This window comes from Streptomyces sp. BK208 (assembly GCF_004364245.1).
Lineage (GTDB): Bacteria > Actinomycetota > Actinomycetes > Streptomycetales > Streptomycetaceae > Streptomyces.
This window is the reverse complement of record NZ_SOAV01000014.1, coordinates 75,081-101,299: the sequence shown is the minus strand read 5'-3', so window position 1 is coordinate 101,299 and position 26,219 is coordinate 75,081. Positions and strand designations below refer to the sequence as shown.

Genomic DNA, 26,219 nt, shown 5'->3' with positions numbered 1-26,219 from the left:
ACGCGCCACTCGCGCTCGCACGCGAAGTGGTGATGTTGTCTGGAGGCGTCGCCTAGTCCGGTCTATGGCGCCGCACTGCTAATGCGGTTTGGGGCTTACACCCCATCGAGGGTTCAAATCCCTCCGCCTCCGCACCGACCACCGAAGCCCCGGCCCACACGGCCGGGGCTTCGGTGTTGTCACCGACCGGCGCGGGGTGGCCCCAGAGGTCCCGCCAGAGGCCCCGGACAGGCGTTTGGGCAGGTCACAAGGGGTGCGGCCAATGGATTTCACATGACGGCGGCAGTCATGTAATGTTCTTCCTGTCGCCGCGAACGGGCTGGAAGGAACGGGAGCGGCGGTAAAACTGAACAAGACAAGCACTCGTAGCTTAACGGATAGAGCATCTGACTACGGATCAGAAGGTTGCAGGTTCGAATCCTGCCGAGTGCACAGCAGACCAGAGGCCTTGTGGAGTGATCCACAAGGCCTCTGGCTTTTGCCTCGACGGCAGTGTTTGCCGGCAACCGCCTCACGGAGCGGGTGGGGAACCGGTTGGGCTCGGGTGAGTCGTGAGATCCACCCGATGCGGAGCTGAGTAGCCGTACTCATGCGCCAGCCTCGCAGAGGCGAGCATGGTGGCGAGTATGAACCTGCCCGCTGCCCCGCCGGCCTTCGATGCCACCACTGGCCCCGGACCGCGGCGCCGTGCGGACCGCGGTGCCGATATCGGGGCCGGGTGTGGTCTCGTGCTCCTGGAGCTGATCACCCTTGTGGTGATCTTCGGACTCTGGTTCTTATCCGGGTTCAACCTCGACCCAGCGAAGAGCGTCACGACTGACCCGTTGTGGAACTACCTGGCTGCTGCTGGCGGAGTCGGGCTCCTCGCCGTTGCGGCGGCCGCGATAGCGGCATGGGCCGGAGCCATCGTCACGGTTGTCTCCCAAGCCATCATGGCCGCCTTGATCTGCATCGTTGTCTTCGATGGCGTTGAGGTTCAGTCCCACCAAGAGCAGCGATGCCGCGACGTACCGTCAGCGGTGGGCTGCAAGGGGCACGGCTAGACGGCTGAGAGGGCTCCATTCGCGCCGTCGTCATCATTTGGTCCGTTGCCGTCACCCCTCAGCACGTCCCCGACGCGGTCGAAGGCGGAGCGCTGGGAGTCGAGCCGGACGAAGGTGTAAATGTCCATCGTCACGCGGATCGAGCTGTGGCCCAAGACCTCCATGATCATGCGGGGGTCGGCGCCCTGTTCGTGGAGGAGGGACGCGCACGTGTGACGCAGGTCGTGAAACCGGACCTTACGGACGGCTGCACGGGCGCACAGGGCCTCGAAGGACCGGTTCAGGTTGCGCGGCTCGATCGGGGTCCCGTTCTTCGTGGTGAAGACGAGTCCCTGACCCGTCCCCTTCAAGGCGGCCCGCCTGCGGCGGGCCGCGCGCGCGGGCGGCCCGTGGCCGCCGCCGCTCCCTGTCTTCGCCACCGCTCCGGCGGCCCCCCGCCGCTCAGCGCGCAGCACCGCCAAGGCTGGCGACCAGGCCAGGAGGAAACCCGACCTCCCCGAGCACCAAGACCAGGCCGACGCCGACCATGCGTGACCACACCGCCAACCGGCCACTGCTCCAAGCCGGATGGGCCGCAGAGCCGCATGCGGTGGCGTGACGCATTGAAGAAGCGTGGTCGTGGCCGGCGGGTGGTCGCTGGAAACACACGTGACGGGTGCTCATTCGGCGCACCCGCCGTCGTGGCTGACTTTCGGTGGCTCAGGTCAGAACTCCTCTCCAACTCGACAACGAGGGACCGGCGTTCCAGCAGCACCCGCACACGAGCACGCCAACCGCCCCGGTACCATCGGCACCGGGGTCCTGACCAGGGATTCCGCGACCGGGCCACCCTGAATGCTGTCCAGGCGGAGGGGTGGTCCGGTCTTCTGCTTGTGGGTCTACGGCTCAGCTCAGGGCCTTACCGACCTCGTAGATCGTGGGCCTGTCCTCGGGCGCCGGACTGAGCATGGCGTCGATCAGTTCGCCCAGCTCGCCATGCACCTTCACAGGCCGGCGCTTGCCGCTCGCGACGGCTTGTCTCTGCTCGGGGCGCGGTGCGTCGTCCGGGTACTCGACGGTCCGCCAGCCCGTGGCGGAAATGAGCAGGGACGCGCCGAGCGCATAAATGTCCGCTTCCTGCGTAGGCTGCGCCTCTCCGGTCGCAAGCACGCTGCGCGCGATCTCCGGCGCCTCGTAGTGGACGAGGCAGCCGCGGAACGGAAAGTCGTAACCCTCGGGGACGTGTCCGCCGCGCGCCAAGGCCAGGTCGATGAGGTGCGTGCGATCCGCGCCGATGATGAAGTGTGCCGGTTGCACGTCGCCGTGGGTCCAGCCCTTGCCATGTAGCTCGGCCAGCGCCTCTACGCAGCCGAGGGCCGCGCTGGTATGAGGTTCCGTACGAGAGTCCGGCTCACGACAGGGCTTCCACAGCTCGTACAGGTCGGGCCCTTCGTGCCACGGCTGGAAGTTCCAGGTGCCCAGCTCCCATTCGCCGTACGCGAAGTCATCGAGGCCGAGGCGGTACAGCACGGCCCCTTCGCGCGCGGGGGCGAGTGCCGTCCAGGGCTGTGCGGGCCAGTCGGCCGTGGCCTCGATCGGGTAACCGACCTTCACGGCGTACCGCCCCCGAGGGCTCTCGACCTCCCAGACCATCGAGCCTCGACGATTGACGACCAGGCGCTGATCCTTGGGCATCAGCGCGTTGAGCACGACGATCGGCAGTTCAGGGGGTGTCCCGGACAAAGTCTGTTCTCCTTCCGGGCGGCGCGGTCGACCCCGCATCGAGGCCGGCCGCGCCGCTGGTGTCGTGTCGCTACGCCTGACCGTACGGACGGCCGCAGTCCGCGTCGCACTGCGCGAGGTTCGTGCCGTCCACGGTCCAGAGGTCGTCGAAGACCATGAATCCGGCCGCCTTCATCGCGTGTGCGGACGCGGCGACCTTCTTCGGGTCACGGGGCCCTCCGCCCGGCATGGGGCTGTGGTGGAGGAAGCGGCCCGCGTACTGGTCGCAGAGCGCGGCGTACTCCTTCGTGTGCAGGATGAGTGCGTGCAGACCGAGGTCCACGTCGTCGGACGGGACCATGGGCACGGTCGCGGTCGCGGCGGTGACCACGAAGGCCACCGCCTGGTCCGCGATCCGCTCGGCCCGTTCGCGGGACTGCCCGTTGTGGACGATCACGAAGTGGGTGAGGCTGTCGAACAGTTCCTCACCAGCCACCGCGCGACCGGTCTTTTGGTCGTTGGCCGTTGCCGTCATGCGAATACTCCTTGAGTGTCGCTGTGCTCTGGCACTTGCGCCCGCATCGGTCGCCGAGGCACGGCCTATGGCGACCGGGGGATGGAAGGCCGACCCCGAACGGGGAAGGGGGAGCCAGGGAAGGTGGCACCCCGTTCGGGGCGGCCGGTCTACTGGCTGGTGCCGAGGGCCATGCCGATCACCAGGCCACACGATCCGCTGATCATGATGATGAACAGGACCCCGGCATACCGGCCGATGGCGCGCATCACAGGCCGTCCCGGCTGTTGCCGTTCTTGATGGCCAGGCGGGCGCTCAGTTCTTCCCGCGCGGTCGGGGCCACCACGTTGTCCGGCAGGGCATCCCACTCGACGCCGCCGCCGACGGGCCTTATCTGCACCCGGGCGCCGACCCCGCCCATGACGACGCCGATACGTCCACTGGCAGTGTCCTTCGCCAGTTCACCGATGCCTGGCCTGGTCTGCTGGTTGCTCGCCATGCGGACGAGCATCCTGCCGCTCATCAGGACGTTGGAACCTCCGACAAACCCCACTTCGGGACGTCCCGCGTCAGGTAGAACGTCCCTAGTGCCGTCCCCGGCTGTTAGGAGAGATTGGGATGCCGAACGAGAGGTTACGTGCTGCCATGGCGGCCGGCGGCTGGACTTACGCCGCCCTTGCGGACAAGGTCGAAGTCGACCCCAAGTCCGTAGAACGATGGGTCAATCTGGGGCGTACGCCGCGCCGGACCACGGCCATGCTGGCAGCGGAAACACTAGGAGAAGACGTGCACGCTCTATGGCCCGCGCTCCGGCAGGCACGCCCTGCCCGCGCTGTCAGTCCGGAACTTGTGGCCCTCTACGACCAGCGGGCGGACATCCCCGTGTCCACCTTCGTGGACATGCTGACCCAGGCGCGCGAGCACATCGACGTGCTGGTGTACGCCGCCGTCTTCCTGCACGAGGCGTACCCGCGGCTCAACGACTTGTTGCGAGAGCGAGCGGACGGCGGGTGTGCGGTCCGTATCGCAATCGGCGACCCGGACAGTACGAATGTCCAACAGCGCGGCGCGGAGGAGAGGTTCGGCCACGGGATCGAGTCCCGTTGCCGACTCGCCCTCATGCACTACCGCCCGCTTGCCGGGGTACCTGGCATCGAGGTTCGAACCCATGCCACCACCCTCTACAACTCCATCTATCGCGCGGATGACCAGGCTCTGGTCAATGCCCATGTCTGGGGCGTGAACGCCTACGGTGCTCCCGTGTGGCATCTCCGGCGCAGCGGGAAGGGCGGCATGTTCGACACCTACGCCAGCAGCTTCGACGCGGTGTGGGAAACCGCGACGCCGGTACGAGAAGGGTGACCATGGCACGGACCGAGTTCTACGACGACCCAGCGGCACCGGAGCCGAACAGCCTGGTGGTCGCCGCGTCCGCCGTGGTCACCGACGACGAAGGGCGCGTACTCCTTCAGCGCCGCAGGGATAACGATCTGTGGGCGCTACCTGGTGGCGGCATGGAGATGACCGACTCACTCCCAGGAACGGCCGTCCGCGAGGTGAAGGAAGAAGCCGGTCTGGACGTAGAGATCACCGGGCTCGTAGGCACGTACACCGACCCTCGCCACATCATCGCCTACTCGGACGGTGAGGTGCGCAGGCAGTTCAACGTCTGCTTCACCGCCCGCGTGGTCGGGGGCCGGCTCGCGATCTCGGACGAGTCAACGGAGCTGCGGTTCGTCCAGCCGGAGGAGATCGATCAGCTGCCGATGCACCACACGCAGCGGCTCCGGATCCGTCACTTCCTTGAACACCGCGAGCGGCCCTACCTCGGCTGATCGCACCCGCGACGTCGCTTTAGGGGCTCGATCCATGGCCTGATCTCCCCGCACCCAGATTCCTACCGGACACGCATAAGTACTGCAGCGGACCAGCAAAAGTGGTATGACCGTCTCCTACGCTTGGCAGGGAGGGTGTCGTGTACTGGCTGTTCGCAGACGAAACTAATGTTACGCCGGACCAAGGGAAATTCTTCATATATGGCGGGCTAATCGCAACGCCTGATCAGATTGTTGATTGCCACAATGCGATGAACGAAATTCGTGCTCGATTCGGCTTTGTTGATACTGACCCATTCAAGTTTCACACGCGGTCACGGCCGAAGCAGATTTCGTTGCAGGATTGGAATCAGGCGAAGAGTGAGGCCCTTAAGGCTGGCCATGCTGCCGGGGTACAGATGCTTGCCTATGTCGTGCATCACGGGATAGCGAAAGGGGCAGAGGGGAGTGCGAAGGTTGAATTTGCACTCAATACCTTGATATCGCATTTCGATTTGCGCTACCTAGGGCAGCATGGCAACGCCTATGGTGCAGTTTGTATCGATAGAATTGACGAAGACTTTGGTTACCGCCACCTGCGGGATCGATTCCAGCAACCGTTGTCGCTGCCCGATGGCAGGAAGGTGTCCCTCGAACGGGTTGTCCACTACTCCATGACGTGTGACGGAGCCTCTCACATGAGCTCGCTCGTCGATCTCGCGGTGGGAGGTTTTAGATACTGCGTTAATACGGCGATGGGTGCAGGCAAGGACGAAGTCGCCGAACAAATCATGCCTTCCATCGCTGACATGATGTGGGGGGTCCAGCGGGGAGATAAATTCCAGATAGGCGACTATGGCCTGGTGAAGCGGCCAGTGATTGTAAGATCTGAGGCCTTCAAGGCTGACTACGATGAACTCACTCGCCTTTTGGGTGTGTATTCCAATAAGCCAACCGCTTCCGTGATATAAACTTGGCGGCTTTGTGCCGCGCTGCCCGTCACAGGGCGGCGCGGCACAAAGAGATGCTCCAATAGGGTGGAAGGGCTCCTCTAGGCTTCGATTCAGAAGAGACGGTAAGGTTCTTCATCTTCTTCCGAGGAAGCCTCAAATACTCGGGCGCGGACAACCTGAGCCCCTGCCCTTTTGGCCCATGAACGGAAATCCTTTCCCACCTGCCATACCGTGGACTCCTCCCACACGGCCCCGAGAGCCTCTTGCATGACGACGCCCAGCTCGTAATTGCTTACCCGGGGATCGCTCTCAATGAGGTTGAGAGCTTCGGCACCTCCCGGGATACTCTGCAAAGCTCTCAGAACTTTCGACGGGATCACCTGCCCGGAGCTGTCGAGGACATCGTTTGCTATGTGAATGTCTTCGTTGAGTCGCTGAGCTAGATTCAGAGTTAGGAGTTCAGTCAAGGCTCGGCGATTCCTTTGAGGAAGCGCCCTGTACTGTCTTACGGTGATGGGGCTAGTTGACAATTGTTTCAGCATGTCAAATGCCGCCTTTGGTGTCCGCAAAGTGAAGGACTCGCCATTCCGGCTACGTGTGCGTCCTCCGCGTAGTGTGCCAGTGGGCACGTAGCCATCCGGAGGCACCTGAAGCTGGTCAGCATCCATGATTGCCAGGCCGGCGTAGTGAAACCACATAGTGAACGAGCGTGCGTACTCCAGCCAGGATTTTGACTGGGCCTCAACTGCGGGGAATACGTTAGTAAGTTCGCGTGAGTACATGGCTACAGTGACCCGGTCGCCATGCCGCTCGGCTAGGCCGAGGAATGCAGAGTATGCTCTATTCCTCCTAAGTGCAGATGCTACCCTGCGCCTCATTTCTGCCTCGATATCTTCCGCGTTAAGCACCTCGTCAAGTAGGCGCACACGGTTGGGCTCATATGCGGTCAAGCCAAAAAGTCGGGGTTCCCGTGAGCGATTGTAGATGACCTTGGTGCTGACATTGAGCTCCACGGATAGATCGCCAACGGAAGCATCGCCGCCCTGCGCCAGAACGGAATACAGCAGCTCTGCTACAGCGCGCGGACTTTGACGAACAATATACGAGTCCTCGATTGGAACGCGGCCAGTGTTCAGGAAATCCCGGAACGTATCCCAATAGGTGTCTAGTTTACCCGCCAGCGCGACAACGAGCCGCGAGTCAAGGAGTGATTGAATTGCAGCGCTGTTGTATCGCTCCGTGACTTCGACGGCTGACACCGGAGCAAATCTCGCAATATGGCGAAGTGCCTCACTCTCGATAGGAGACAAGCCTGAAAGATCTGAGTCGAAAAGACTCTGAACGTTCAATGCCTCGCTGACGAGTTGCTCCTGGCTTTTCTGCCTAGCCTGCAACTCGCGAATGATGTGGCCACTCAGTTTCTTAAAAAGCCACGGTAGTCCCTGGGAATATTCTCTGAGCCTTTGCCTCAAGTCGCGAGACAGTGAGGTACTGAGCTTTTTCTCCAATCGACGCAACAGTGTTTCAATCTCGCGCGCCCTCATGGGGCCTACCGAGATGGAAGTGCTGGCAGTCCTGATTTCGTCGCGGAGGCGAAAGGGGTGCGATTCTGTCCATGCGACAAGGTCAGTCTTCCAGGCGAACCCGACGAGGAGAGGAATTTCTGAGTCACGTACCATCAGAGTTAGATCTCTGAACTCTTGTGTCATGCGCTCATCCTGAAAAACATTCTCGAACTGGTCGAAGAACACAAGGAACGGCTTGCCCTGGCTGTTCCATTCTGCTCTTTGAAGAGTCCAAATAGAACTAGCCAAGCTAGCCCATGAAGAGTCCTCAGGCAACTTAATTACGCCCAGTCCACCCGCCTCGTGTGCGGCTACGCGTAACACTTCACTGATGAATCGGGCAGACGTGGCGGTTCGGCTGTCTACGATCATTGCGTAGCCAGCGCGCGTTTCCACAATCTTTTTCAGTTGCAGCGCAAGAGAACTTTTTCCCCAGCCGGACTGCGCATTCAGTACTAGAGTTCCCCGATTTTGACTAACGAAGGCTTCCAGATCTTGTACCGCAGATCCCCGGCCGACGAAGTGTTGGGGGGAGGCTGGCAGTTGGTATTCGAAGTCTTCCGTGCTTCCTCTTACTCGGACGATCGTCGGAAGTGCCTCATCTTCAAGCGTTGCCGGCGTTCTGCGTGGGTCCTCGCCCTGAGTTGTACGAATGGGGAGACCTGTCGCGTAGGAGTCACCTTCGAGCAATTCGATGACCGGCTCGGGTACGCACGTGGCTTCGGTGCCCCAAACTAGTACGGAGTCGGCTCGATGGGTTGCACGATCTAGGGATTTGGCGCAGCTGTAGATTCCGTGCTCAGTGATGATGATTGCGGGATCACTGAGTAGGCGAGTAGCGGCAGAGTTGCTCTCTGGGAGCTCTGAAATAAGCTGACGCTTCCGGAGGAGATCGACGACGTCTGTCACGTTGAAGTATCTGAAGTGCTTGTCTTTAGTCCGTGCTTTTCTCGCTACTTCCTCGCCCTCTGCGACGAGGCGAGGCAGGGCGAAAAAGTATCCGAAGACATTATCTTCAGTCTCGTACCGTGCTAGCTGCAGTTTCCCGATGAAAGAAGTGCATGCTTGCGCTCGAACGTTGGATGTGTACGCCTTGCACTCAACGATTGCTTTGTGGTGAGTGATCGTGTTGGTGGCGGAAACGTCGATCTCGATTCCGTCTGAATGCACGTTCAGATCACTTGTTGTGGGCGCTTCATAGCCGTACTCGTGCAAAAGGAGCGCAACGAAGTTCTCGAACAGGTGGCCTTTGGCATTGTTGCGGGCCGCTACCGTGTCCCCTGCAGCGAGGACCAGTACCTGGTGATCTTGTACGGCTAGGCGCTCCATTGCTTCAGAGTAACTGCGAGGTGTGACAACCGAGATGAGCTTGCGGTAGCTGGACTAGGCGGCCCTACCAGAGCCCGCACGCACGCAGCGCCGCCGGGCGCGCCAGCCCGGGCGAAGACAGGAGGCAGGCCGCGCCGCAGAGACGGCGTGCGCCTGGGCCGTGCGCAGGCTTCGAACCCGTAGAAGCTGGCCGCAACTCTCAGCCTCGTAGGATCCGAAGTCCCGCGTAGGCTGCGACCCGGTGACCACGGTTCAGGACTGACGGCAACGCTGACGGCAACGGCGGCACACGGAGACCGACGCTTACGAGCGTCAACGGTCAGTCCGACAGAAGGCGAGGCCCCCGCTCAACGCCGCGCCCGATCCTACGGATCAGAAGGTTGCAGGTTCGAATCCTGCCGAGTGCACAGTGAGTCGGAAGCCCCGCGGATTAATCCACGGGGCTTCCGGCTTTTGTTCCGACGCGACCGGGTTCCGTACCCCCGCCGTTCCGTCGTGTGGTGGCCCGTCCGGAGTGGACGCGACGGCCCGGGACGAGTGCGCGCAGGTGCGGGCCGCCGCGCAGGCACCACAGGGCGATGACCGGGTCGCAGATCGCGCAGCCCAGTGACGAGTCGTGGGCGAAGGGGAGGATCGGGCTGCCCTTCAGGTGGTGGACGACGTCCCATGCGGTGTGCAGCAGCCAGCCGATGCCGATGAACGTCCAGGACGTGAGGCCCCGGTAGGCGACGTACAGCAGGAGCGCGCCGAACGGGAGCTCCCAGCCGCCCATGCCGCCGCCCGAGAAGTAGACGCCACCCGCCCCGGCGATCCCGACGGCGTTCAGGGGCCGGCGGTGCGGGTCCGGGACGAGGGAGAGCAGGAGGACGACGAGCAGGCCGATGCCGATCGGCGTGACGTAGGGAAGGAGGCCGGCGAGGTTCATGCGGGCACGTTAAGCAGCGTTCGGGGCGGGTCCCAGTGGCGTGAGTGACAGTTTCCGACCGATTCTCGCCGACGGGATTCGAGGCCAGGGGTGCCGGGAGTCGGACGACACGGCGGTTGTGGCCGACCGGACGTGATCACAGTGCCCAACTGTGTCTAAGGTGTGCGCATGTTGAGAGGACCAGTCTTCATATCCGACCGGCCGCGTCTCGACGGAGGCCGACGGTGAACAAGCCGCTGAGGGCCGTGGCGATCTTCTGCGGGCTGCTGGTGCTCGGCCTGCTGGTCCGCGCCAACTGGCTGCAGTACGTCCGGGCCCCGGAGCTGGCCTCCGACACCAAGAACCGGCGGGTGCAGATCGAGCAGTTCGCCACCCCGCGCGGCGACATAGTCGTCGGCGGCCGGGCGGTCACCGGCTCCAAGGAGACCGAGAGCACCGACCTCAAGTACAAGCGGACCTACGCCGACGGGCCGATGTACGCGCCCGTGACCGGATACGCCTCACAGGCGCAGGGCATGACGCTGCTGGAGAAGACCTACGACTCCATCCTCACCGGGAAGGACGACCGGCTGGCCTTCCAGCGGTTCGCCGACGTGGTCAGCGGGGAGGGGCGGCGGCCCGGTTCGGTGGTCACCACCATCGACCCGAAGGCGCAGAAGGCCGCCTGGGACGGGCTGACCGACCTGAAGGGCGCCCGGGGCGCCGTGGTCGCGCTCGACCCGCAGACCGGGAAGGTGCTGGCGCTGGTCTCGGCGCCCTCCTACGACCCGTCGGCGTTCGCGGGCAGCACCTTCAAGGAGTCCGACCGCTTCGTGGCGCTCGACAAGAAGAAGAACAAGCCGCTGGCCAACCGCGCGCTGCGGGAGACCTTCCCGCCGGGCTCCACCTTCAAGATCCTCACCGCGGCCGCCGCGCTGGAGCACGGCGTCGTCACCGACGTGGACGCCCGCACGGACGCCGTCTCCCCGTATCCGCTGCCGCAGTCCAGGAACAAGATCGGCAGCGAGGCGGGTGACGCGGTCTGCAACAAGGCCTCGATGAAGACCGCCATGCAGCACTCCTGCAACAACGTCTTCCTCGACGCCGCCTCCAAGCTGGGCCAGGACAAGCTGCGCGAGACGGCCGAGAAGTTCGGTTTCAACGAGGACGTCTACTCCGACGACTTCGGCGACCTGCTGGCCACCAAGAGCCTCTACCCCGAGAACCTCGACGCGCCGGGCACCGCCCTCACCGGCATGGGTCAGGGCAGCCTCACCAGCACCCCGATGCAGATGGCCATGGTCACCGCCGGCCTCGCCAACGACGGCAAGGTGATGCAGCCGTACGTCGTCGACGAGGTCAAGGGGCCGGACCTGGACACCCTGGAGAAGACCGAGCCCGCGGTGATGAGCGAGGCGGTCTCCGCCGAGACCGCGCAGAAGGTCCAGGAGATGATGGAGTTCACCGCCAAGGAGGGCAGCGCCCGCCGGGCCCAGATCGACGGCATCACGGTCGGCGGCAAGACCGGTACCGCCCAGCGCGGTGTCGACGTGAACGACGAGGTGCCGTACGGCTGGTTCGTGTCCTACGGCAAGAAGGACGACGGGTCCTCCGTCGCGGTGGCCGTGTTCATCGACCCGACCGACATGGACATCTCCCGCGGCGACATCTCCGGTGGCGGGCTCGGCGCGCCCATCGCCAAGAGCGTGATGGAGGCCGTGCTGAAGCCGTGACGTCGTGAGGCCGTGACGCCGTGACGCCGGCGCGGACGGCGGTGGGTCAGGGCCTCGCCGCGTCGTAGGCCTCGCGGGCCCGCTCGACCGCCGCCATCCGCCGCTCCGTCCAGCGCGCGAGGCCCCGGACCTGTTCGGCGGCCTCGCGGCCGAGGTCGGTGAGGGAGTAGTCCACGCGGGGCGGGATCACGGGCTTGGCGTCCCGGTGGACCAGGCCGTCGCGCTCCAGCGTCCGCAGGGTCTGGGCCAGCATCTTCTCGCTGACCCGGCCGATCTCCCGGCGCAGCTCGCTGAAGCGGTGGGGGCGCTCCAGCAGGGTGATCAGGACCAGGGTGCCCCAGCGGCTGGTGACGTGCTCCATGACCAGGCGCTCGGGGCAGACCGCTTCGCTTTCCGCCATGACCGTACGGTACGTCCGGGCGGGCGCTCACCATGAGTGAGTGCCCGCCCGATTCCGTCGCCGGGCGTTGTCAGTGGGGTCCTCTACTGTCGGCGGGGATGGCACAGGCATGGAAGTGCGCGGGGCTGCGGTGGTCGGCGGACGGCCCCGTGCTGACGTGGGTCGGGGGCCGGCGCAGTGTGCCGGCCCGGGGGAAGCGGTTGGCCTTCGGGGTCGCCGAGGGGGGTGTGCGGACCTGTGTGGGAGCTCGCGGGCACGCGTGCCCCGTGCGGGCCGGCGTGCCGGGGCGGAGCACGGGAGCGCGGTGCGAGGAGTGCGCGCGCCTCGACCGGGCCCACTCCGTGGCCGCCGACACCGTGGCGGACGATCCGCGGCCGTACCGCGTCTATCTGGCGTGGTTCGGTCCGGGGCTCGTCAAGGTGGGGATCACGGCGCGGGAGAGGGGAGCCGCCCGGCTGCTGGAGCAGGGGGCCGTGTGCTTCACCTGGCTGGGCTGCGGGCCGCTGATGGCCGCCCGCAGGACCGAGGAGCTGCTGCGGGCCGCGCTGGGCGTGCCCGACCGCATCCCGTACGCCCACAAGCGCGCCGTGCGGGCCCACTTGCCCGAGTCGGAGGCGGAGCGGGCGTCAGAGATCGCCGGCCTGCACGCGCGGGCGGTGGCCCTCGGCGGCTGGCCGGAGGCGCTGACGCCGGAGCCGTTCCGGGGGGTCGATCACGCCGGTGTCTTCGGGATCGGGGGGCCGGGGCGCGGGCCGGCCGCCGTGGCGGAGGTGGCCGAGCTGGTGGCGGGCGGCGCGATCGGGGGTGCGCTGGTGGCGGCGGCCGGGCCGGACCTGCATCTGGCGACGGAGCGCGGGGTCGTGGTGCTCGACACCCGGCTGATGACGGGGTGGGAGCTGGTGTCCGCCGAGGGTGAGCCGTGCGCCGTGCCCGTGCGGGACCTCAAAGGAGCCGCCGGAGTACAGGACGGGCTGTTCTGACCTCGGTTCCCGGACCGCCACCCGGGGATCGCCCTGCTCCCGGCCCCCTTGTCCGGGAGCGCGCGGGGCGCGATCGTGGCCGCATGAGTGATCAGGAGGCCGGGCAGGTCCGCCGGTTCTGGGAGGGGCTCGGGCTGCCCGGGCTGGTCGACGTGCACACGCACTTCATGCCCGAGCGCGTGCTGCGCAAGGTCTGGGCCTACTTCGACGCCCTCGGGCCGCTGACCGGCGGGGTCGAGTGGCCGATCACCTACCGGCAGGAGGAGGACGAACGGGCGGAGCTGCTGCGCGCGTTCGGGGTGCGGGCCTTCACCGCCATGCTCTACCCGCACAAGGCGGGCATGGCCCAGTGGCTGAACGACTGGGCGGTCGGCTTCGCCCGCCGGACGCCCGACTGCCTGCACACCTCCACCCTCTTCCCCGAGCCGGGCGTCGAGGCGTACGTCCGGCGGGCCGTCGAGGACGGGGCGCGGGTCTTCAAGGCGCACGTGCAGGTGGGGGCGTACGACCCGGCCGACGAGCTGCTCGACGCGGCGTGGGGCGTGCTCGCCGAGGCGGGGGTCCCGGTGGTCGTCCACTGCGGTTCGGGCCCGGCGCCCGGCAAGCACACCGGGCCCGAGCCGATCGCCCGGGTCCTGGCCCGCCACCCCCGGCTGCGCCTGGTCGTCGCCCACCTCGGCATGCCCGAGTACGAGGACTTCCTGGACCTCGCCGGGCGGTACGGGGAGGTGCGGCTGGACACCACCATGGTGTTCACCGACTTCAGCGAGCGGCTCGCGCCCTTCCCGCGCCGTGCGCTGTCCCGGCTGGCGGACCTCGGCGACCGCGTCCTGCTCGGCACCGACTTCCCCAACATCCCCTATCCCTACCTGCACCAGTTGCGCGCCCTGGAGCGGCTCGGACTGGGGGACGCGTGGCTGCGCGGGGTGTGCCACGACAACGCGGCCCGGCTGTTCGGGCTGCCCGGCGGCTCCGCGGAGGACTGAGCGGCGGCTCCGCGGAGGCTGAGCGGCGCCGCCCGGGCGGTACCTGAGCGGCCGCTGTGCGTTTCTCAGAGAAATCACAGCTTGGGGAAAGGGCCCTCTCAGAGCACCCCGCCAGGGTGTCCAGCATGACCACGACCTCGCCCCAGGGGCGCACCGAACTGCTGAGGCCGGACGGGAGCCCCGTCCGGGTGCTTGTAGTGGACGACGAGCTGTCCATCACCGAACTGCTGTCCATGGCCCTGCGCTACGAGGGCTGGCAGATCCGCAGCGCCGGGGACGGCCACGGCGCCGTCCAGGCCGCGCGCGACTTCCGGCCCGACGCCGTCGTACTGGACATGATGCTGCCGGACATGGACGGCCTGAGCGTGCTGGGGCGGCTGCGCCGCGACCTGCCGGACGTGCCGGTGCTCTTCCTGACCGCCAAGGACGCCGTGGAGGACCGGATCGCGGGCCTCACGGCGGGCGGGGACGACTACGTCACCAAGCCGTTCAGCCTGGAGGAGGTCGTCGCCCGGCTGCGCGGACTGATCCGGCGTTCGGGCGCCGCCGACCGGCGCTCCGACTCCGTACTGGTCGTCGGTGACCTGACCCTCGACGAGGACAGTCACGAGGTCACCCGGGGCGGCGACGGCATCCACCTCACCGCCACCGAGTTCGAGCTGCTGCGCTTCCTGATGCGCAACCCGCGGCGGGTGCTGAGCAAGGCGCAGATCCTGGACCGCGTGTGGTCCTACGACTTCGGCGGGCAGGCCAACGTCGTGGAGCTGTACATCTCGTACCTGCGCCGGAAGATCGACGCGGGGCGCGAACCGATGATCCACACCCGGCGCGGCGCCGGGTACCTGATCAAGCCCACGGCATGACCCGGCGGCGACGACCGCGGCCGCGGACCCTGCGGACGCGGCTCGTCGTCGCGTCCGTGGCGCTGATCGCGGTGGTGTGCGCGGTGATCGGCACGGTGACGACGGTGGCGCTGCGCTCGCACCTGTACGAGCAGCTGGACGGGCAGGTGGGCGAGGTCGCGAGGCGGGTGTCCGGGTTCGGGCCGCCGGGCGCGCCGGGGTCCGGTGCGGTGAGCCCGCAACGGGTCGACCTCGAGGAGTTCGTCACCCACGGCGGCCCCCAGCCGCGCGACACGATCGTCGCCGAGACCCGGGACGGCGCCGTCGTCGACGCCAAGTACGGCGAGAAGAACGACGAGAGCACGGAACCCAGCAGGACGACCGCGGTCTCCCTCGACGAGGACCAGCGCGGCGCGCTCGCCTCCGTCCCCCGGGACGGCGATCCGCACACCGTCGCGATCCCCGGTCTCGGCGACTACCGCGTCGAGTACCACGACGGCTACTACGCGGGCCTGCCCACCGCCGAAGCCGACGGCACCATCAGCACCCTGGTCCTGGTGGAGGCCAGCGTCACCGCGGCCGGGCTCGTCGCCGCCTCCCTCGCCGGGGCCGTCATCGTCGGCGTGGCCACCCGCCCTCTGCGCCGGGTCGCCGCCACCGCCGGCCGGGTCTCCGAACTCCCCCTGCACGCCGGCGAGGTGAATCTCGACGAACGGGTCGCGGCGTCCGAGTGCGACCCGCACACCGAGGTCGGCCGGGTCGGCTCCGCGCTCAACCGGATGCTCGACCACGTCCACGGAGCCCTGCACGCCCGGCAGCAGAGCGAGATGCGGGTACGGCAGTTCGTCGCCGACGCCAGCCACGAACTGCGCACCCCCCTCGCCTCCATCCGGGGCTACGCCGAACTCACCCGCCGGGGCCGCGAACAGGTCGGGCCCGACACCCGGCACGCGCTGGGCCGCATCGAGTCCGAGGCCGGCCGCATGACCCTGCTGGTCGAGGACCTGCTGCTGCTCGCCCGCCTGGACGCCGGACGACCGCTGGAGTTCGGCCCGACCGATCTCGTACCGCTCGTCGTGGACACCGTCAGCGACGCCCGCGCGGCCGGCCTCGGCCACACCTGGCGGCTCGACCTGCCGGACGAACCGGCGCTGGTGTCGGCGGACGCGGCCCGGCTCCAGCAGGTGCTGGTCAACCTGCTGGGCAACGCCCGCAACCACACCCCGCCGGGCACGACCGTCACCGCGCGCGTGCGGCGCGACGGCCGGTGGGTGTGCGTGGACGTGGCGGACGACGGGCCCGGCATCCCCGCCGGGCTGCTGCCGCACGTCTTCGAACGGTTCGCGCGCGGCGACTCCGCCCGCTCCCGCGTGTCCGGCTCGACCGGCCTCGGGCTGGCGATCGTGCAGGCCGTGACGACCGCGCACGGCGGTGGCGTGACGGTCGACAGCGCGCCGGGGCGCACGGTCTTCACCGTGTGGCTGCCCGCCGTACAGGACGAGCCCGCCGCGGCGGGTCACTCACAGGCGCAGCACAGTCTCACCACACGGGTGCGACAGGGGAGTTGAGAACAGTCGGTCGCATGCGAACCGACTCTTCTCCCGGCTCCCTGCCGGCGCGGGAGCACCTCCCGGCCGCAGGAGCCGGTACGCCTGTCCTGGACGTGGTGATCCCCGTCTACAACGAGGAGAAGGACCTCGGGCCGTGCGTCCGCCGACTGCACGACCACCTCACCCGGACGTTCCCGTACGCCTTCCGCGTCACCGTCGCCGACAACGCCTCCACGGACGGCACCCCGCACGTCGCGGCCCGTCTGGCGGCCGGCCTCCCGGAGGTCAGGTCCGTCCGGCTGGAGCAGAAGGGGCGCGGCCGGGCCCTCAGGACCGTCTGGTCGGCCTCGGAGGCCCCGGTCCTCGCCTACATGGACGTGGACCTCTCCACCGACCTCAACGCGCTGCTGCCGCTGGTGGCCCCGCTGATCTCCGGTCACTCGGACCTCGCGATCGGCTCCCGGCTCGCCCGCAGCTCGCGGGTGGTGCGCGGCGCCAAGCGCGAGTTCATCTCCCGCACCTACAACCTCATCCTGCGCGGCTCCCTGCAGGCCCGCTTCTCCGACGCCCAGTGCGGCTTCAAGGCGATCCGCCGGGACGTGGCCCAGGTACTGCTGCCGCTGGTGGAGGACACCGGCTGGTTCTTCGACACCGAGATGCTGGTGCTCGCCGAGCGCGCCGGGTGCCGGATCCACGAGGTGCCGGTCGACTGGGTGGACGATCCCGACTCCACCGTGCACATCGTGCGGACCGCGGCCGAGGACCTCAGGGGCGTGTGGCGGGTGGGCAAGGCCCTGGCCACCGGTTCGCTGCCGCTGGACCGGCTGAGCCGCCCCTTCGGCGACGACCCGCGCGACCGCGACCTGACCGGCGTACCGCAGGGGCTGGCCCGGCAACTCGTCGGCTTCTGCGTCGTCGGCGTCCTGTCCACCCTCTTCTACCTCCTCCTCTACAGCGGCTTCCGTCACGTCGCCGGTTCCCAGCTCGCCAACGCGCTCGCGCTGCTGGTCTCCGCGGTCGCCAACACCGCCGCCAACCGGCGGCTGACCTTCGGCGTGCGCGGCCGGGGCGGCGCCGTGCGGCACCAGGCGCAGGGACTGGTCGTCTTCGGCATCGGCCTCGCGCTGACCAGCGGCTCCCTCGCCGCCCTGAGCGCGGCGACGGCCGACCCGGACCACTCCACCGAACTGGCGGTGCTGATCGCCGCCAACCTCGCCGCCACCGTGCTGCGCTTCCTGCTCTTCCGCGCCTGGGTCTTCCCCGACGCCGGATCCGAGGCCCACCCGCAGACGCCCCGCGTACCGGAGCACCGCCTGCCCGAGGCCCACCCGCAGACGCCCCGCGTACCGGAGCACCGCCTGCCCGAGGCCCACCCGCAGACGCCCCGCGTACCGGAGCACCGCCTGCCCGAGGCCCACCCGCAGACGCCCCGCGTACCGGAGCACCGCCTGCCCGAGGCCCACCCGCAGACGCCCCGCGTACCGGAGCACCGCCTGCCCGAGCCCCACCTCGATCCCCACCCCACTGCCGCGTACCGCGGCCGGAGCGACGCCACCGTGCGGCGCCGGCCGGTACGCCCCGCCGACACCGACCCGAGGGACGCCCGATGACGACGCACTACGACCCGGCCGCGTCCGCCGACGCCTCGCGCGCCCCCGGCGGCGAGGACGGGGGCCCGCCGCCCGCGCCCGCCCACCGGCAGTCGCGCCCGTCGCGGCGGCCCCGGCCCGGACGGCTGTGGCGCGGCCGCCCCGAGGACCCGGCCTGGGTACGCCCCGCCTTCCTCGGCCTCCTGCTGGCCACCGCCGTCCTCTACCTCTGCAACCTGAGCGCCTCCGGCTACGCCAACTCCTTCTACTCGGCGGCCGTGCAGGCGGGCAGCCAGTCCTGGAAGGCGTTCTTCTTCGGGTCGCTCGACGCGGGCAACGCCATCACCGTCGACAAGCCCCCGGCCGCGCTGTGGCCGATGGCGCTGGCGGTGCGGATCTTCGGTCTCTCCTCCTGGTCGATCCTCGTCCCCGAGGTGCTGATGGGGGTGGGCACCGTCGCCGTCGTGTACGCGGCCGTGCGCCGCCGGTTCAGCCCCGCGGCGGGCCTGATCGCGGGCGCCGTGCTGGCGCTCACCCCGGTCGCGGCGCTGATGTTCCGGTTCAACAACCCGGACGCACTCCTCGCGCTGCTGATGTCCGTCGCCTGCTACCTCGTCGTCCGGGCGCTGGAGGACGGCCGGACCAGGTGGCTGGTGTGGGCGGGCGTCGCGATCGGCTTCGCGTTCCTGGCGAAGACCCTCCAGGCCTTCCTGATCCTGCCCCCGCTCGCCCTCGCCTACGGCGTCTGCGCACCGGTCCGGCTCAGGAAGCGGCTCGGGCAGCTCGCGCTGGCGACCGCCGCGATCGTCGTCTCCGGGGGCTGGTGGGTCGCGGTCGTCGAGCTGTGGCCGGCGTCGTCCCGGCCGTACATCGGCGGTTCGCAGAACAACAGCTTCCTGGAGCTGACCTTCGGCTACAACGGCCTCGGCCGGCTCAACGGCGAGGAGAGCGGCAGCGTCGGCGGCAGCGGTGGCCCCGGTGGCGGGGGCGGCGGGCAGTGGGGTGAGACCGGCTGGGACCGGATGTTCAACTCCGAGATCGGCGGCCAGATCTCCTGGCTGCTCCCGGCCGCCCTGATCCTGCTCGCCGCGGGTCTGGTCGCCGTGCGCCGCGCGGGCCGCACGGACCCCGCGCGCGCGTCCTTCCTGGTCTGGGGCGGTTCGCTGCTGACGACCACGGCCGTCTTCAGCTACATGGCCGGCATCTTCCACCAGTACTACACGGTGGCCCTCGCGCCGTACCTGGCGGCGGTCGTCGGCATGGGCGCGGCGACGCTGTGGGAGCGGCGCGGGCGGATCTGGGCCTCGCTCGCCCTGGCCGCCGCCGTCACGGCGAGCGCGGCCTGGGGGTACGTCCTGCTCGACCGTACGCCCGACTACCTGCCCTGGCTGCGGGTGCCGGTCCTGGTCGGCGGTCTGGTCGCCGCGCTCGGACTGGTCTTCGCGGGGCGGCTGGGACGGCGGACCGCCCTCGCGGCGGCGGGCCTCGGCCTGGTGGCGTCGCTGGCCGCGCCCACCGCGTACACGCTGAGCACCGTGCGGGAGGGGCACAGCGGTTCCATCGTCACGGCCGGCCCGGCGGGCGCGAGCACGGGCGGCGGCCCGGGCGGCCGGGGCGGTGGCCCCGGCGGCGGCTTCCCGGGCGGCGGCAACGCACCCGGGCAGGGGCAGGGCCAGAACCAGGGGCAGGGCCAGGGCGGTCCGGGGGCCGGAGGCGGCTTCCCCGGTGGCGGCACCGCTCCGGGCGCCGGCGGGACCGACCGGAACGGTCCGGCCGGAGGAACGGGCGGCGGCCCCGCAGGCGAAGGCGGCCGGACGGGCGCGGGGGGCGGCATGGGCGGCGGCATGGGCGGCCTCCTCAACGGCGCCGACGTCGGCACCGAGGCGAAGGAGCTGCTGGAGACCGACGCCGACGCCTACACCTGGGCCGCGGCCGCGATCGGCTCCCAGAACGCCGCGAGCTACCAACTCGGTACCGGTGAACCGGTGATGGCGATCGGCGGCTTCAACGGCACGGACCCGTCACCGACCCTGGCGCAGTTCGAGAAGTACGTGGCGGACGGCAGGATCCACTACTTCATCGGCGGCGGCACGGGCGGCGGCACGGGCGGCGACTCCGGCACCGCGTCGCAGATCAGCTCGTGGGTCGAGGCCCACTTCAAGGAGGTCACGGCCGGCTCGGCCACCTTCTACGACCTCACGTCGCCGGTGGACTGACCCTGCGGACGCGCAGTTGTTGTACAGCGTACAGGTACACTCCTATACGCTGTACAACATGACGACATCACCCCGGGAATCCGCCGAGGAACGGGAAACCGCGCCCTCCGTCCAGGGCCACCCCCGGCGCTGGCTGATCCTCGCCGTCATCAGCCTCGCCCAGCTGACGGTGGTGCTGGACAACACCGTGCTGAACGTGGCCGTCCCCTCGCTCACCGACGAGCTGGGGGCGGCCACCTCGGACATCCAGTGGATGATCAACGCCTACTCGCTCGTCCAGTCAGGGCTGCTGCTCACCGCGGGCAGCGCGGCCGACCGGTACGGCCGCAAGAAGATGCTCGCCGCGGGCCTGGCCCTCTTCGGGCTCGGCTCGCTGGCGGCCGGACTCGCGGAGACCACCGGCCAGTTGATCGCGGCGCGGGCCGGCATGGGTGTCGGCGGCGCGCTGCTGCTGACCACCACGCTCGCCGTCGTGATGCAGATCTTCGCGCCCGCCGAGCACGCCAAGGCGATCGGCGTCTGGAGCGCGGTCAGCGCGCTCGGCTTCGCCTGCGGGCCACTGATCGGCGGCTTCGTGCTGGACCACTTCTGGTGGGGGGCGATCTTCCTGATCAACCTGCCGGTCGTGGCGCTCGGCCTGCTCGCGGTCGTGACCCTGGTCCCGGAGTCGAGGAGCCGGCAGGCCGAACGGCCCGACCTGCTCGGCGCCGTCCTCTCCACGATCGGCATGGCCGCGCTGGTCTACGCGGTCATCTCCGGTCCCGAGCACGGCTGGACGTCGGCACGGGTCCTGACCACGGCCGCCGCCGCGGTGGCGGTGCTCGCCCTCTTCGGCCACTGGGAGAGCCGCGTCCCGTACCCGATGCTCGACCTCGGGCTCTTCCGCGACCAGCGCTTCACCGGCGCGGTGGCCGGTCTCGTGCTGATCACCTTCGGCATGGGCGGCGCGCTGTTCCTGCTCACCCAGCACCTGCAGTTCGTCCTCGGCTACGGCCCGCTGGAGGCCGGGCTGCGCACCGCGCCGCTGGCCCTGACGGTGGTGCTGCTCAACTTCTCCGGGGTGGCGGCGAAGTGGCTGGCCCGGCTCGGTACGCCGGTGGCGGTGCTGCTGAGCATGGTGCTGATGGCGGCGGGCCTGGTGGCCATCGCCACGCTGACCGGGCAGGGCTACGCCGGCACGCTGCTGGGGCTGCTGCTGATCGGCGTGGGGTGCGCGCTGGGCAATCCGGCCATGGCGCACGCACTGATGAGCGCGATCCCGCCGGCCAGGGCAGGGGTCGGCGCCGGGGTCAACGGCACGCTGGCGGAGTTCGGCAACGGACTGGGCGTGGCCGTGCTCGGCGCGGTGCTGACCTCCCGGTTCGCGGCGCTGGCGCCGGTCGCGGCGACGTCGTTGCCGGCCGCGCTGGCCTCGGCACAGGGGGAGCGGGAGCGCGGACAGGTCATCGGCGCCTTCTCCTCGGGGCTGGAGAACAGTCAGCTGGTGGGAGCGGCGGCCGTGTTGCTGGGCGGTGTGGTGGCCGCGGTGCTGCTGCGGCGGGCGGAGCGGGTGGACGGCTGAGAGCCCGGGAACGGGGCAGTCGCGTGGACGCGGGACCGTCGTGGCTGGTCGCGCGCGCGTGACGGAGCCGCACATGGTCACGCACCGCGTCCTTGAGGAGGCGCCTAGCATGTCCGGCATCGACGGAGCCGAGGGGAAGGTGCGCATGGCGAAAGCACGGCGTCAGGGGCCGCGGGACAGCGTGTGGCTGTCGGGGGAGGGGCGGCGCAGCGGACGCCGTGGCGGACAGCCGTCAGGTCTCGACCGGGACCGGATCACCCGGGTCACCGTCCGGCTGCTGGACGCCGAGGGTCTGGCCGGGTTCTCCATGCGCCGCCTGGCCGCCGAGCTGAACGTCACCGCGATGTCCGTCTACTGGTACGTCGACACCAAGGACCAGTTGCTCGAACTCGCCCTGGACGCCGTCTTCGGCGAGCTGCGCCATCCCGACCCGGACGCCGGCCTGGACTGGCGGGAGGAGCTGCGCGCGCTGGCCCGGGAGAACCGGGCGCTGCTCGGGCGCCACCCCTGGTCGTCCCGGCTGGTCGGCACCTACCTCAACATCGGGCCGCACTCGCTGGCCTTCTCCCGGGCGGTGCAGAACGTCGTACGCCGCAGCGGGCTGCCCGCGCACCGTCTCTCCGGTGCCATCTCCGCCGTCTTCCAGTTCGTCTACGGCTACGGCACCATCGAGGGCCGCTTCCTCGCCCGGGTGGCGGACACCGGGCTGAGCCCGGAGGAGTACTACCGGGACTCGATGAGCGCCGTGACCGAGGTGCCGGACACCGCGGGCGTCATCGAGAGCGCCCAGGACATCATGGCGGCCCGCGGCGGCGACACCGTCGCGGAGATGCTGGACCGGGACTTCGAGTTCGCCCTCGACCTGCTCGTCGCGGGCATCGACGCCATGGTCGAGCGGGGCTGACCCGGCGCCGGGCGGACGCTCCGGCCGGCCTCGGTCGTCCGACGCCGGCCGGGCGGGCAAGCCGCCTCGGCCGATCCGGGCCGCCGTCGGCCGATCCGGGCCCCGGCCGACCCCGGCCGCCCTCGGCCGCCCTCAGTCGTCCGACGCCAACCGAGCCGGGAAGCCGCCCGTCGCCACCGGTCCCCACTTCTGCGGGGTCACCCGGACGATGGACTTGCCCTGCGCGACCATGGCCCGCCGGTACTCGTCCCAGTCGGGGTGCTCGCCGGAGATGTTGCGGAAGTACTCCACGAGCGGTTCCACGGAGTCGGGCGAGTCGATGACCTCGGCGGTGCCGTCGACCTGCACCCAGGGGCCGTTCCACTCGTCGCTGAGCACGATGAGGCTGACCCGCGGATCACGGCGCGCGTTGCGGGTCTTGGCCCGCTCGGGGTAGGTCGAGACGACGATCCGGCCGGCGTCGTCGACCCCGCAGGTCAGCGGCGAACCCTGAGGGCTCCCGTCGGCCCGCCGGGTCAGCAGGATCGCCCGGTGCCGGGGGCGCACGAAGTCCAGCAACTCGTCCAGCGAAACACGGGTGTTCGTCGCGATGTTCGGTGCCATGCCGCCAGCCTAGGCCGCCGTGCCGCTCCCCGCCGTCCCACCGCCCGCCGGGCGGCGGCTCCCCGCCGCCCCGCTCACCGCGCCCAGCGCCTCCGCGAGGTCGTCGTGCACCGGCACGTCGCGGCGCAGGCCGGAGAGTTCCAGGACGCGGCTCGGCAGGCCCCCCGGGACGGCCACCACGCGCAGCCGGGCGGCCCCGGGCAGGCCGCGGCGCACGGCGGTGAGGAGGCGGGCCCCCTGGGAGTCCATGAAACGGGTCGTGGAGAGGTCCAGGACGAGCAGGCGCAGGGTGTCGCGGCGCTGCTCCACGACGGCCATGATCAGGGGCAGCAGCCCAGCGGCGTTGCAGAAGTCGATCTCGTCGGGCATGGCGAGCACGGCGCACCCGGGCGGATCCCGCGGCTCACTCGGCTCACCGGGCTGGGAGAGGAAGGGCACAGCGCTCACCTGACAGACGTCCGTCGGGCTCTCGGCGGGCCGCTTCCTGACCCTGCGCCCATTCCACCACGCGGCGTTGGGGCGCGGAAGGCGTCCGCCCGGTCCGTCGACCGAACGTCACCGGCAGGCAACCGAGCAGCTAAAGTGCTGTTCGTCCTGTGCTCGCAGTCGGGAATGTGCTGCGGAGCTCTCCTGCGCACGGCCGTGAGGCCGCGCATGCCGAAGAGGTTCGTGGTGGCTGCGTCCGAATTTACTGATTTGCCGCGTTTTCCGGTGGGTTTCGAGCTGGCCGAAGCCCTGACGGCGGCGGCCCGGGACCTGCACGCGACGAGCAGCCCCGGCGACACCCTGAACACGGCCGCCGGACTGGCGGTGCGCCTGCTGCCCGACGCCGAGCACGCGGGCATCGCGGAGATCCAGCGCGGCGGCCGGCTGCGCACCCTCGCCTGGACCGACGAGACCGTACGGTTCGACGCCGAGCCCAGACCGGGCGGCCAGGGCGGACAGGGCGGCCAGGGCGGCCAGGGCGGTCACATCCCGCACCCGGACTGGGAGCGCCTGTGGGCCACGCCGGTGGTGCGCACGGACGACAGCGAGGCCGGCGGCGACAACACCCTGTCCCGGCTCGGCCTGCGCTCGGCGCTGTCCCTGCGGCTGCGCGCCGACCGGCGCCGGCTGACCGTGCTGACGGCCTACGCCCGCAAGGCGCAGGCCTTCGACGAGGACGCCACCCGCGTCGGACGGCTGTTCACCGCGCACGTCTCCCTCGCCCTGGAGTCGGCGACCGTGCGCGAGCAGCTCACCGAGGCGATGCGCACCCGGGACCTGATCGGCCAGGCCACCGGCATCCTGATGGAGCGCCTGGACATCGACGCGGCCGCCGCCTTCGAGTCGCTGGTGAAGGCCTCGCAGCGGGAGAACGTGAAACTGCGCGACCTGGCCCGCCGCATCGTCGACGCCCACGCGGGCCCGGGCGGCCGAGGCGTGGCCGAGCGCTGAGGGGACATCCGTACGGTCATGACGCAGACCACGGACACGGGCACGGAGACGCTGGATCACGCCATCGCGCGCACCCAAGGCCTGGACACACTGCTGCGCGACCTGACCGACCGGGCGGTCCAGGAGGTGCCCGGTGCGGACGCCTGCTCGGTCACGGTGCGCCGCGCCGAGCGGCTGATGACCCTGGCGGGCAGCACCGGCCTGCCCAGCGGCCTGGACCTGCGCCAGTACGAGAACGGGTCGGGGCCCTGCGTGGACGCCGCCGAGACGGACAGCGTCATGTACTCCCCCGACCTGGCCGCTGAGACCCGCTGGCCCGCGTACACGGAGTACGCGCTGGCCACCGGCGTGCGCTGTGTGCTGGCGCTGCCGCTGGCCGTGAAGGGCGAGACGGGCGCCGCGCTCAACCTGTACGGCCTGGAGCCGGACTCCCTGGCCGGCGGACGGGACGAGGCCCGCGCCTTCGCGGAGCGGGTCTCGGACGCGGTCGACGAGGCCCTGCGCCTCGAGCGGCGGCAGGCCTCGGCGGCCGACGTGCGCACCGCCCTGCTCTCCCGCAGCGTCATAGACCAGGCGATCGGCATGCTCATGGCCCGGGAGCGCATCGACGCCCACCGGGCCATGCAGCGGCTGCGCCGCATCTCACAGGACCGGAACGTCAAGCTCCGGGACCTGTGCGCCCAGGTGGTGGCCCGGGCGTCCGACGGTGCCTCACACGGCCGGAAGTGACTCCCCCTGGACCGCCTGGATGTCCAGCTCCACCCTGAGCGTCGTGCCGATGGCGGCGATGCCGGCCTGGACGACCTGGTTGTAGTTCATGGCGAAGTCCTCGCGGTGCAGCTCCGCCGTCGCGCGGAAGGCCGCCCGGGTGCCGCCCCAGGGGTCGGCGCCGGTGCCGAGGTAGGCCAGGTCCAGGTCGACCTCGCGGACGACCCCGTGCAGGCCCAGCTCGCCGTGGACGGTCCAGCGGTCGGGGCCGGCCTCGCTCACCCGGGTGGAGCAGTAGGTGATCTCCGGGAACCGCTCGACGTCCAGGAAGTCGGCCGAGCGCAGGTGGGTGTCGCGCATGCCGTTGCCCGTGTCGATGGAGGCCGCCCGGATCACCGCCTCCACCCGGGACTTGGTGACGTCGTCCGGCGCGATCTCGACGAGGGCGGCGAAGTCGGTGAAGCGGCCCCGCACGCTGGAGATGCCGAGGTGCTGGGCGACGGCGGAGACGGCGGAGTGCGCCGGGTCGACCGTCCACGGTCCCGGCGGCGGCAGTTCGGTGCCGCCCTGGCGGGCCAGCGTCACCGTGCCGACCTCGGCCCGGCCGCCGGCGGTGACGATCGCGCTGGAGGCGGCGGGCGCGTAGCCGACCGCGGTGACGATGACGGTGTACGCCCCGGGCGTGAGCGGGGTGGTGTCCCGCACGGCGCCCTCGGTGTCCGCCTCGGCGCGCAGTACCTGGACGCCGGTCATGTCGGTCACCGTGACGACCGCGTGCGACACGGCCCATCCGTCCCGCGTTCGGATCCTCGCGGTCAGTCCCATCCCGTTTTCTCCCTGCAAAGGCTCAGAAAGTGGTCGTAAAGAAACCGGCCCGTGGGGGCGGG

Annotated in this window: 25 protein-coding genes and 2 tRNA genes; 17 read left to right on the top strand and 10 right to left on the bottom strand. The window is 69.5% G+C overall.

Annotated features, from left to right (window positions below; translation table 11 throughout):
• Positions 1-41: 41 nt before the first annotated feature.
• The 3 genes from EV562_RS29620 (at position 42) to EV562_RS29610 (ending at position 1,043) form a co-directional block, all read left to right on the top strand.
• Positions 42-132: transfer RNA gene (locus EV562_RS29620), tRNA-Ser, on the top strand.
• 227 nt (positions 133-359) lie between these two features.
• Positions 360-432: transfer RNA gene (locus EV562_RS29615), tRNA-Arg, on the top strand.
• A gap of 194 nt (positions 433-626) precedes the next feature.
• Positions 627-1,043: a DUF6234 family protein gene (locus tag EV562_RS29610; protein WP_133889926.1), complete on the top strand. Its 417-nt coding sequence runs from the start codon at positions 627-629 to the stop codon at positions 1,041-1,043.
• On the opposite strand, the gene EV562_RS29605 is transcribed toward EV562_RS29610, so the two are convergent.
• The 4 genes from EV562_RS29605 to EV562_RS29590 form a co-directional block, all read right to left on the bottom strand.
• Entirely contained in the window at positions 1,040-1,462 is a 423-nt protein-coding gene (locus tag EV562_RS29605; protein WP_243860247.1) for a tyrosine-type recombinase/integrase, read from the bottom strand. The two genes, EV562_RS29610 and EV562_RS29605, sit on opposite strands and share 4 nt — an antisense overlap.
• A gap of 466 nt (positions 1,463-1,928) precedes the next feature.
• Positions 1,929-2,765 carry a protein kinase gene (locus tag EV562_RS29600; protein ID WP_133889925.1) on the bottom strand — a complete coding sequence of 279 codons (837 nt, stop codon included), beginning with the start codon at positions 2,763-2,765 and terminating at the stop codon, positions 1,929-1,931.
• A 70-nt stretch (positions 2,766-2,835) separates the two neighbouring features.
• Positions 2,836-3,279 carry a hypothetical protein gene (locus EV562_RS29595; protein ID WP_133889924.1) on the bottom strand — a complete coding sequence of 148 codons (444 nt, stop codon included), beginning with the start codon at positions 3,277-3,279 and terminating at the stop codon, positions 2,836-2,838.
• A gap of 247 nt (positions 3,280-3,526) precedes the next feature.
• Positions 3,527-3,769, bottom strand: coding sequence for a hypothetical protein (locus EV562_RS29590; protein ID WP_133890060.1), 243 nt, complete (start codon positions 3,767-3,769; stop codon positions 3,527-3,529).
• 107 nt (positions 3,770-3,876) lie between these two features.
• Between EV562_RS29590 and EV562_RS29585 the strand changes: the two genes are divergently transcribed.
• The 3 genes from EV562_RS29585 to EV562_RS29575 all read left to right on the top strand — a co-directional run bounded on the left by EV562_RS29585 (position 3,877) and on the right by EV562_RS29575 (position 6,043).
• Positions 3,877-4,620 carry a helix-turn-helix domain-containing protein gene (locus EV562_RS29585; RefSeq protein WP_133889923.1) on the top strand — a complete coding sequence of 248 codons (744 nt, stop codon included), beginning with the start codon at positions 3,877-3,879 and terminating at the stop codon, positions 4,618-4,620.
• Positions 4,621-4,622: 2 nt separating this feature from the next.
• On the top strand, positions 4,623-5,093 hold the full coding sequence (locus tag EV562_RS29580) for an NUDIX domain-containing protein (RefSeq protein WP_133889922.1): 471 nt from the start codon (positions 4,623-4,625) through the stop codon (positions 5,091-5,093).
• 140 nt (positions 5,094-5,233) lie between these two features.
• Positions 5,234-6,043: a hypothetical protein gene (locus tag EV562_RS29575; protein WP_133889921.1), complete on the top strand. Its 810-nt coding sequence runs from the start codon at positions 5,234-5,236 to the stop codon at positions 6,041-6,043.
• A 92-nt stretch (positions 6,044-6,135) separates the two neighbouring features.
• Here EV562_RS29575 and EV562_RS29570 read toward each other — a convergent pair whose 3' ends face one another.
• Both EV562_RS29570 and EV562_RS29560 read right to left on the bottom strand, forming a co-directional pair.
• Complete coding sequence (locus EV562_RS29570) at positions 6,136-8,919, bottom strand: restriction endonuclease (RefSeq protein ID WP_133889920.1); 2,784 nt, start codon at positions 8,917-8,919, stop codon at positions 6,136-6,138.
• Positions 8,920-9,349: 430 nt separating this feature from the next.
• Positions 9,350-9,844 (bottom strand): DUF6010 family protein, encoded by a 495-nt coding sequence (locus tag EV562_RS29560; RefSeq protein ID WP_243860246.1) that lies wholly within the window; start codon positions 9,842-9,844, stop codon positions 9,350-9,352.
• Between the two features lie 224 nt (positions 9,845-10,068).
• Here EV562_RS29560 and EV562_RS29555 point away from each other — a divergent pair, with 224 nt between their 5' ends.
• Positions 10,069-11,556 carry a penicillin-binding protein 2 gene (locus EV562_RS29555; RefSeq protein WP_133889918.1) on the top strand — a complete coding sequence of 496 codons (1,488 nt, stop codon included), beginning with the start codon at positions 10,069-10,071 and terminating at the stop codon, positions 11,554-11,556.
• 46 nt (positions 11,557-11,602) lie between these two features.
• Here the strand turns inward: EV562_RS29555 and EV562_RS29550 are convergent, their stop codons facing one another.
• Positions 11,603-11,956, bottom strand: coding sequence for a helix-turn-helix domain-containing protein (locus EV562_RS29550; RefSeq protein WP_133889917.1), 354 nt, complete (start codon positions 11,954-11,956; stop codon positions 11,603-11,605).
• 98 nt (positions 11,957-12,054) lie between these two features.
• Between EV562_RS29550 and EV562_RS29545 the strand changes: the two genes are divergently transcribed.
• The 8 genes from EV562_RS29545 (at position 12,055) to EV562_RS29510 (ending at position 22,584) form a co-directional block, all read left to right on the top strand.
• Positions 12,055-12,936 (top strand): DUF2797 domain-containing protein, encoded by an 882-nt coding sequence (locus EV562_RS29545; protein WP_166662059.1) that lies wholly within the window; start codon positions 12,055-12,057, stop codon positions 12,934-12,936.
• An 83-nt stretch (positions 12,937-13,019) separates the two neighbouring features.
• Entirely contained in the window at positions 13,020-13,922 is a 903-nt protein-coding gene (locus EV562_RS29540) for an amidohydrolase family protein (RefSeq protein WP_133889915.1), read from the top strand.
• Positions 13,923-14,047: 125 nt separating this feature from the next.
• A complete protein-coding gene (locus EV562_RS29535; RefSeq protein WP_166662058.1) occupies positions 14,048-14,785 on the top strand; it encodes a response regulator transcription factor in 738 nt (245 codons plus the stop codon).
• A complete protein-coding gene (locus tag EV562_RS29530) occupies positions 14,782-16,332 on the top strand; it encodes a HAMP domain-containing sensor histidine kinase (protein WP_133889913.1) in 1,551 nt (516 codons plus the stop codon). The genes EV562_RS29535 and EV562_RS29530 overlap by 4 nt, the downstream gene beginning before the upstream one ends.
• 14 nt (positions 16,333-16,346) lie before the next feature.
• Entirely contained in the window at positions 16,347-17,924 is a 1,578-nt protein-coding gene (locus EV562_RS29525; protein WP_133889912.1) for a glycosyltransferase, read from the top strand.
• Entirely contained in the window at positions 17,921-20,119 is a 2,199-nt protein-coding gene (locus EV562_RS29520) for a glycosyltransferase family 39 protein (protein ID WP_133889911.1), read from the top strand. The genes EV562_RS29525 and EV562_RS29520 overlap by 4 nt, the downstream gene beginning before the upstream one ends.
• A gap of 58 nt (positions 20,120-20,177) precedes the next feature.
• Positions 20,178-21,680, top strand: a complete 1,503-nt coding sequence (locus EV562_RS29515; protein WP_133889910.1) for an MFS transporter — start codon at positions 20,178-20,180, stop codon at positions 21,678-21,680.
• Positions 21,681-21,825: 145 nt separating this feature from the next.
• Complete coding sequence (locus EV562_RS29510) at positions 21,826-22,584, top strand: TetR/AcrR family transcriptional regulator C-terminal domain-containing protein (RefSeq protein WP_133890059.1); 759 nt, start codon at positions 21,826-21,828, stop codon at positions 22,582-22,584.
• A 132-nt stretch (positions 22,585-22,716) separates the two neighbouring features.
• On the opposite strand, the gene EV562_RS29505 is transcribed toward EV562_RS29510, so the two are convergent.
• Together EV562_RS29505 and EV562_RS29500 are read right to left on the bottom strand one after the other, a co-directional pair.
• Complete coding sequence (locus tag EV562_RS29505) at positions 22,717-23,187, bottom strand: PPOX class F420-dependent oxidoreductase (RefSeq protein WP_133889909.1); 471 nt, start codon at positions 23,185-23,187, stop codon at positions 22,717-22,719.
• A gap of 9 nt (positions 23,188-23,196) precedes the next feature.
• Positions 23,197-23,634: an STAS domain-containing protein gene (locus EV562_RS29500; protein ID WP_243860244.1), complete on the bottom strand. Its 438-nt coding sequence runs from the start codon at positions 23,632-23,634 to the stop codon at positions 23,197-23,199.
• Between the two features lie 207 nt (positions 23,635-23,841).
• Between EV562_RS29500 and EV562_RS29495 the strand changes: the two genes are divergently transcribed.
• Both EV562_RS29495 and EV562_RS29490 read left to right on the top strand, forming a co-directional pair.
• Positions 23,842-24,624 carry an ANTAR domain-containing protein gene (locus EV562_RS29495; protein WP_166662057.1) on the top strand — a complete coding sequence of 261 codons (783 nt, stop codon included), beginning with the start codon at positions 23,842-23,844 and terminating at the stop codon, positions 24,622-24,624.
• 18 nt (positions 24,625-24,642) lie between these two features.
• Positions 24,643-25,353 carry a GAF and ANTAR domain-containing protein gene (locus EV562_RS29490; protein WP_133889907.1) on the top strand — a complete coding sequence of 237 codons (711 nt, stop codon included), beginning with the start codon at positions 24,643-24,645 and terminating at the stop codon, positions 25,351-25,353.
• Here EV562_RS29490 and EV562_RS29485 read toward each other — a convergent pair.
• Positions 25,336-26,157: a YceI family protein gene (locus EV562_RS29485; RefSeq protein WP_133889906.1), complete on the bottom strand. Its 822-nt coding sequence runs from the start codon at positions 26,155-26,157 to the stop codon at positions 25,336-25,338. The genes EV562_RS29490 and EV562_RS29485 overlap by 18 nt on opposite strands.
• Between the last annotated feature and the right edge of the window lie 62 nt (positions 26,158-26,219).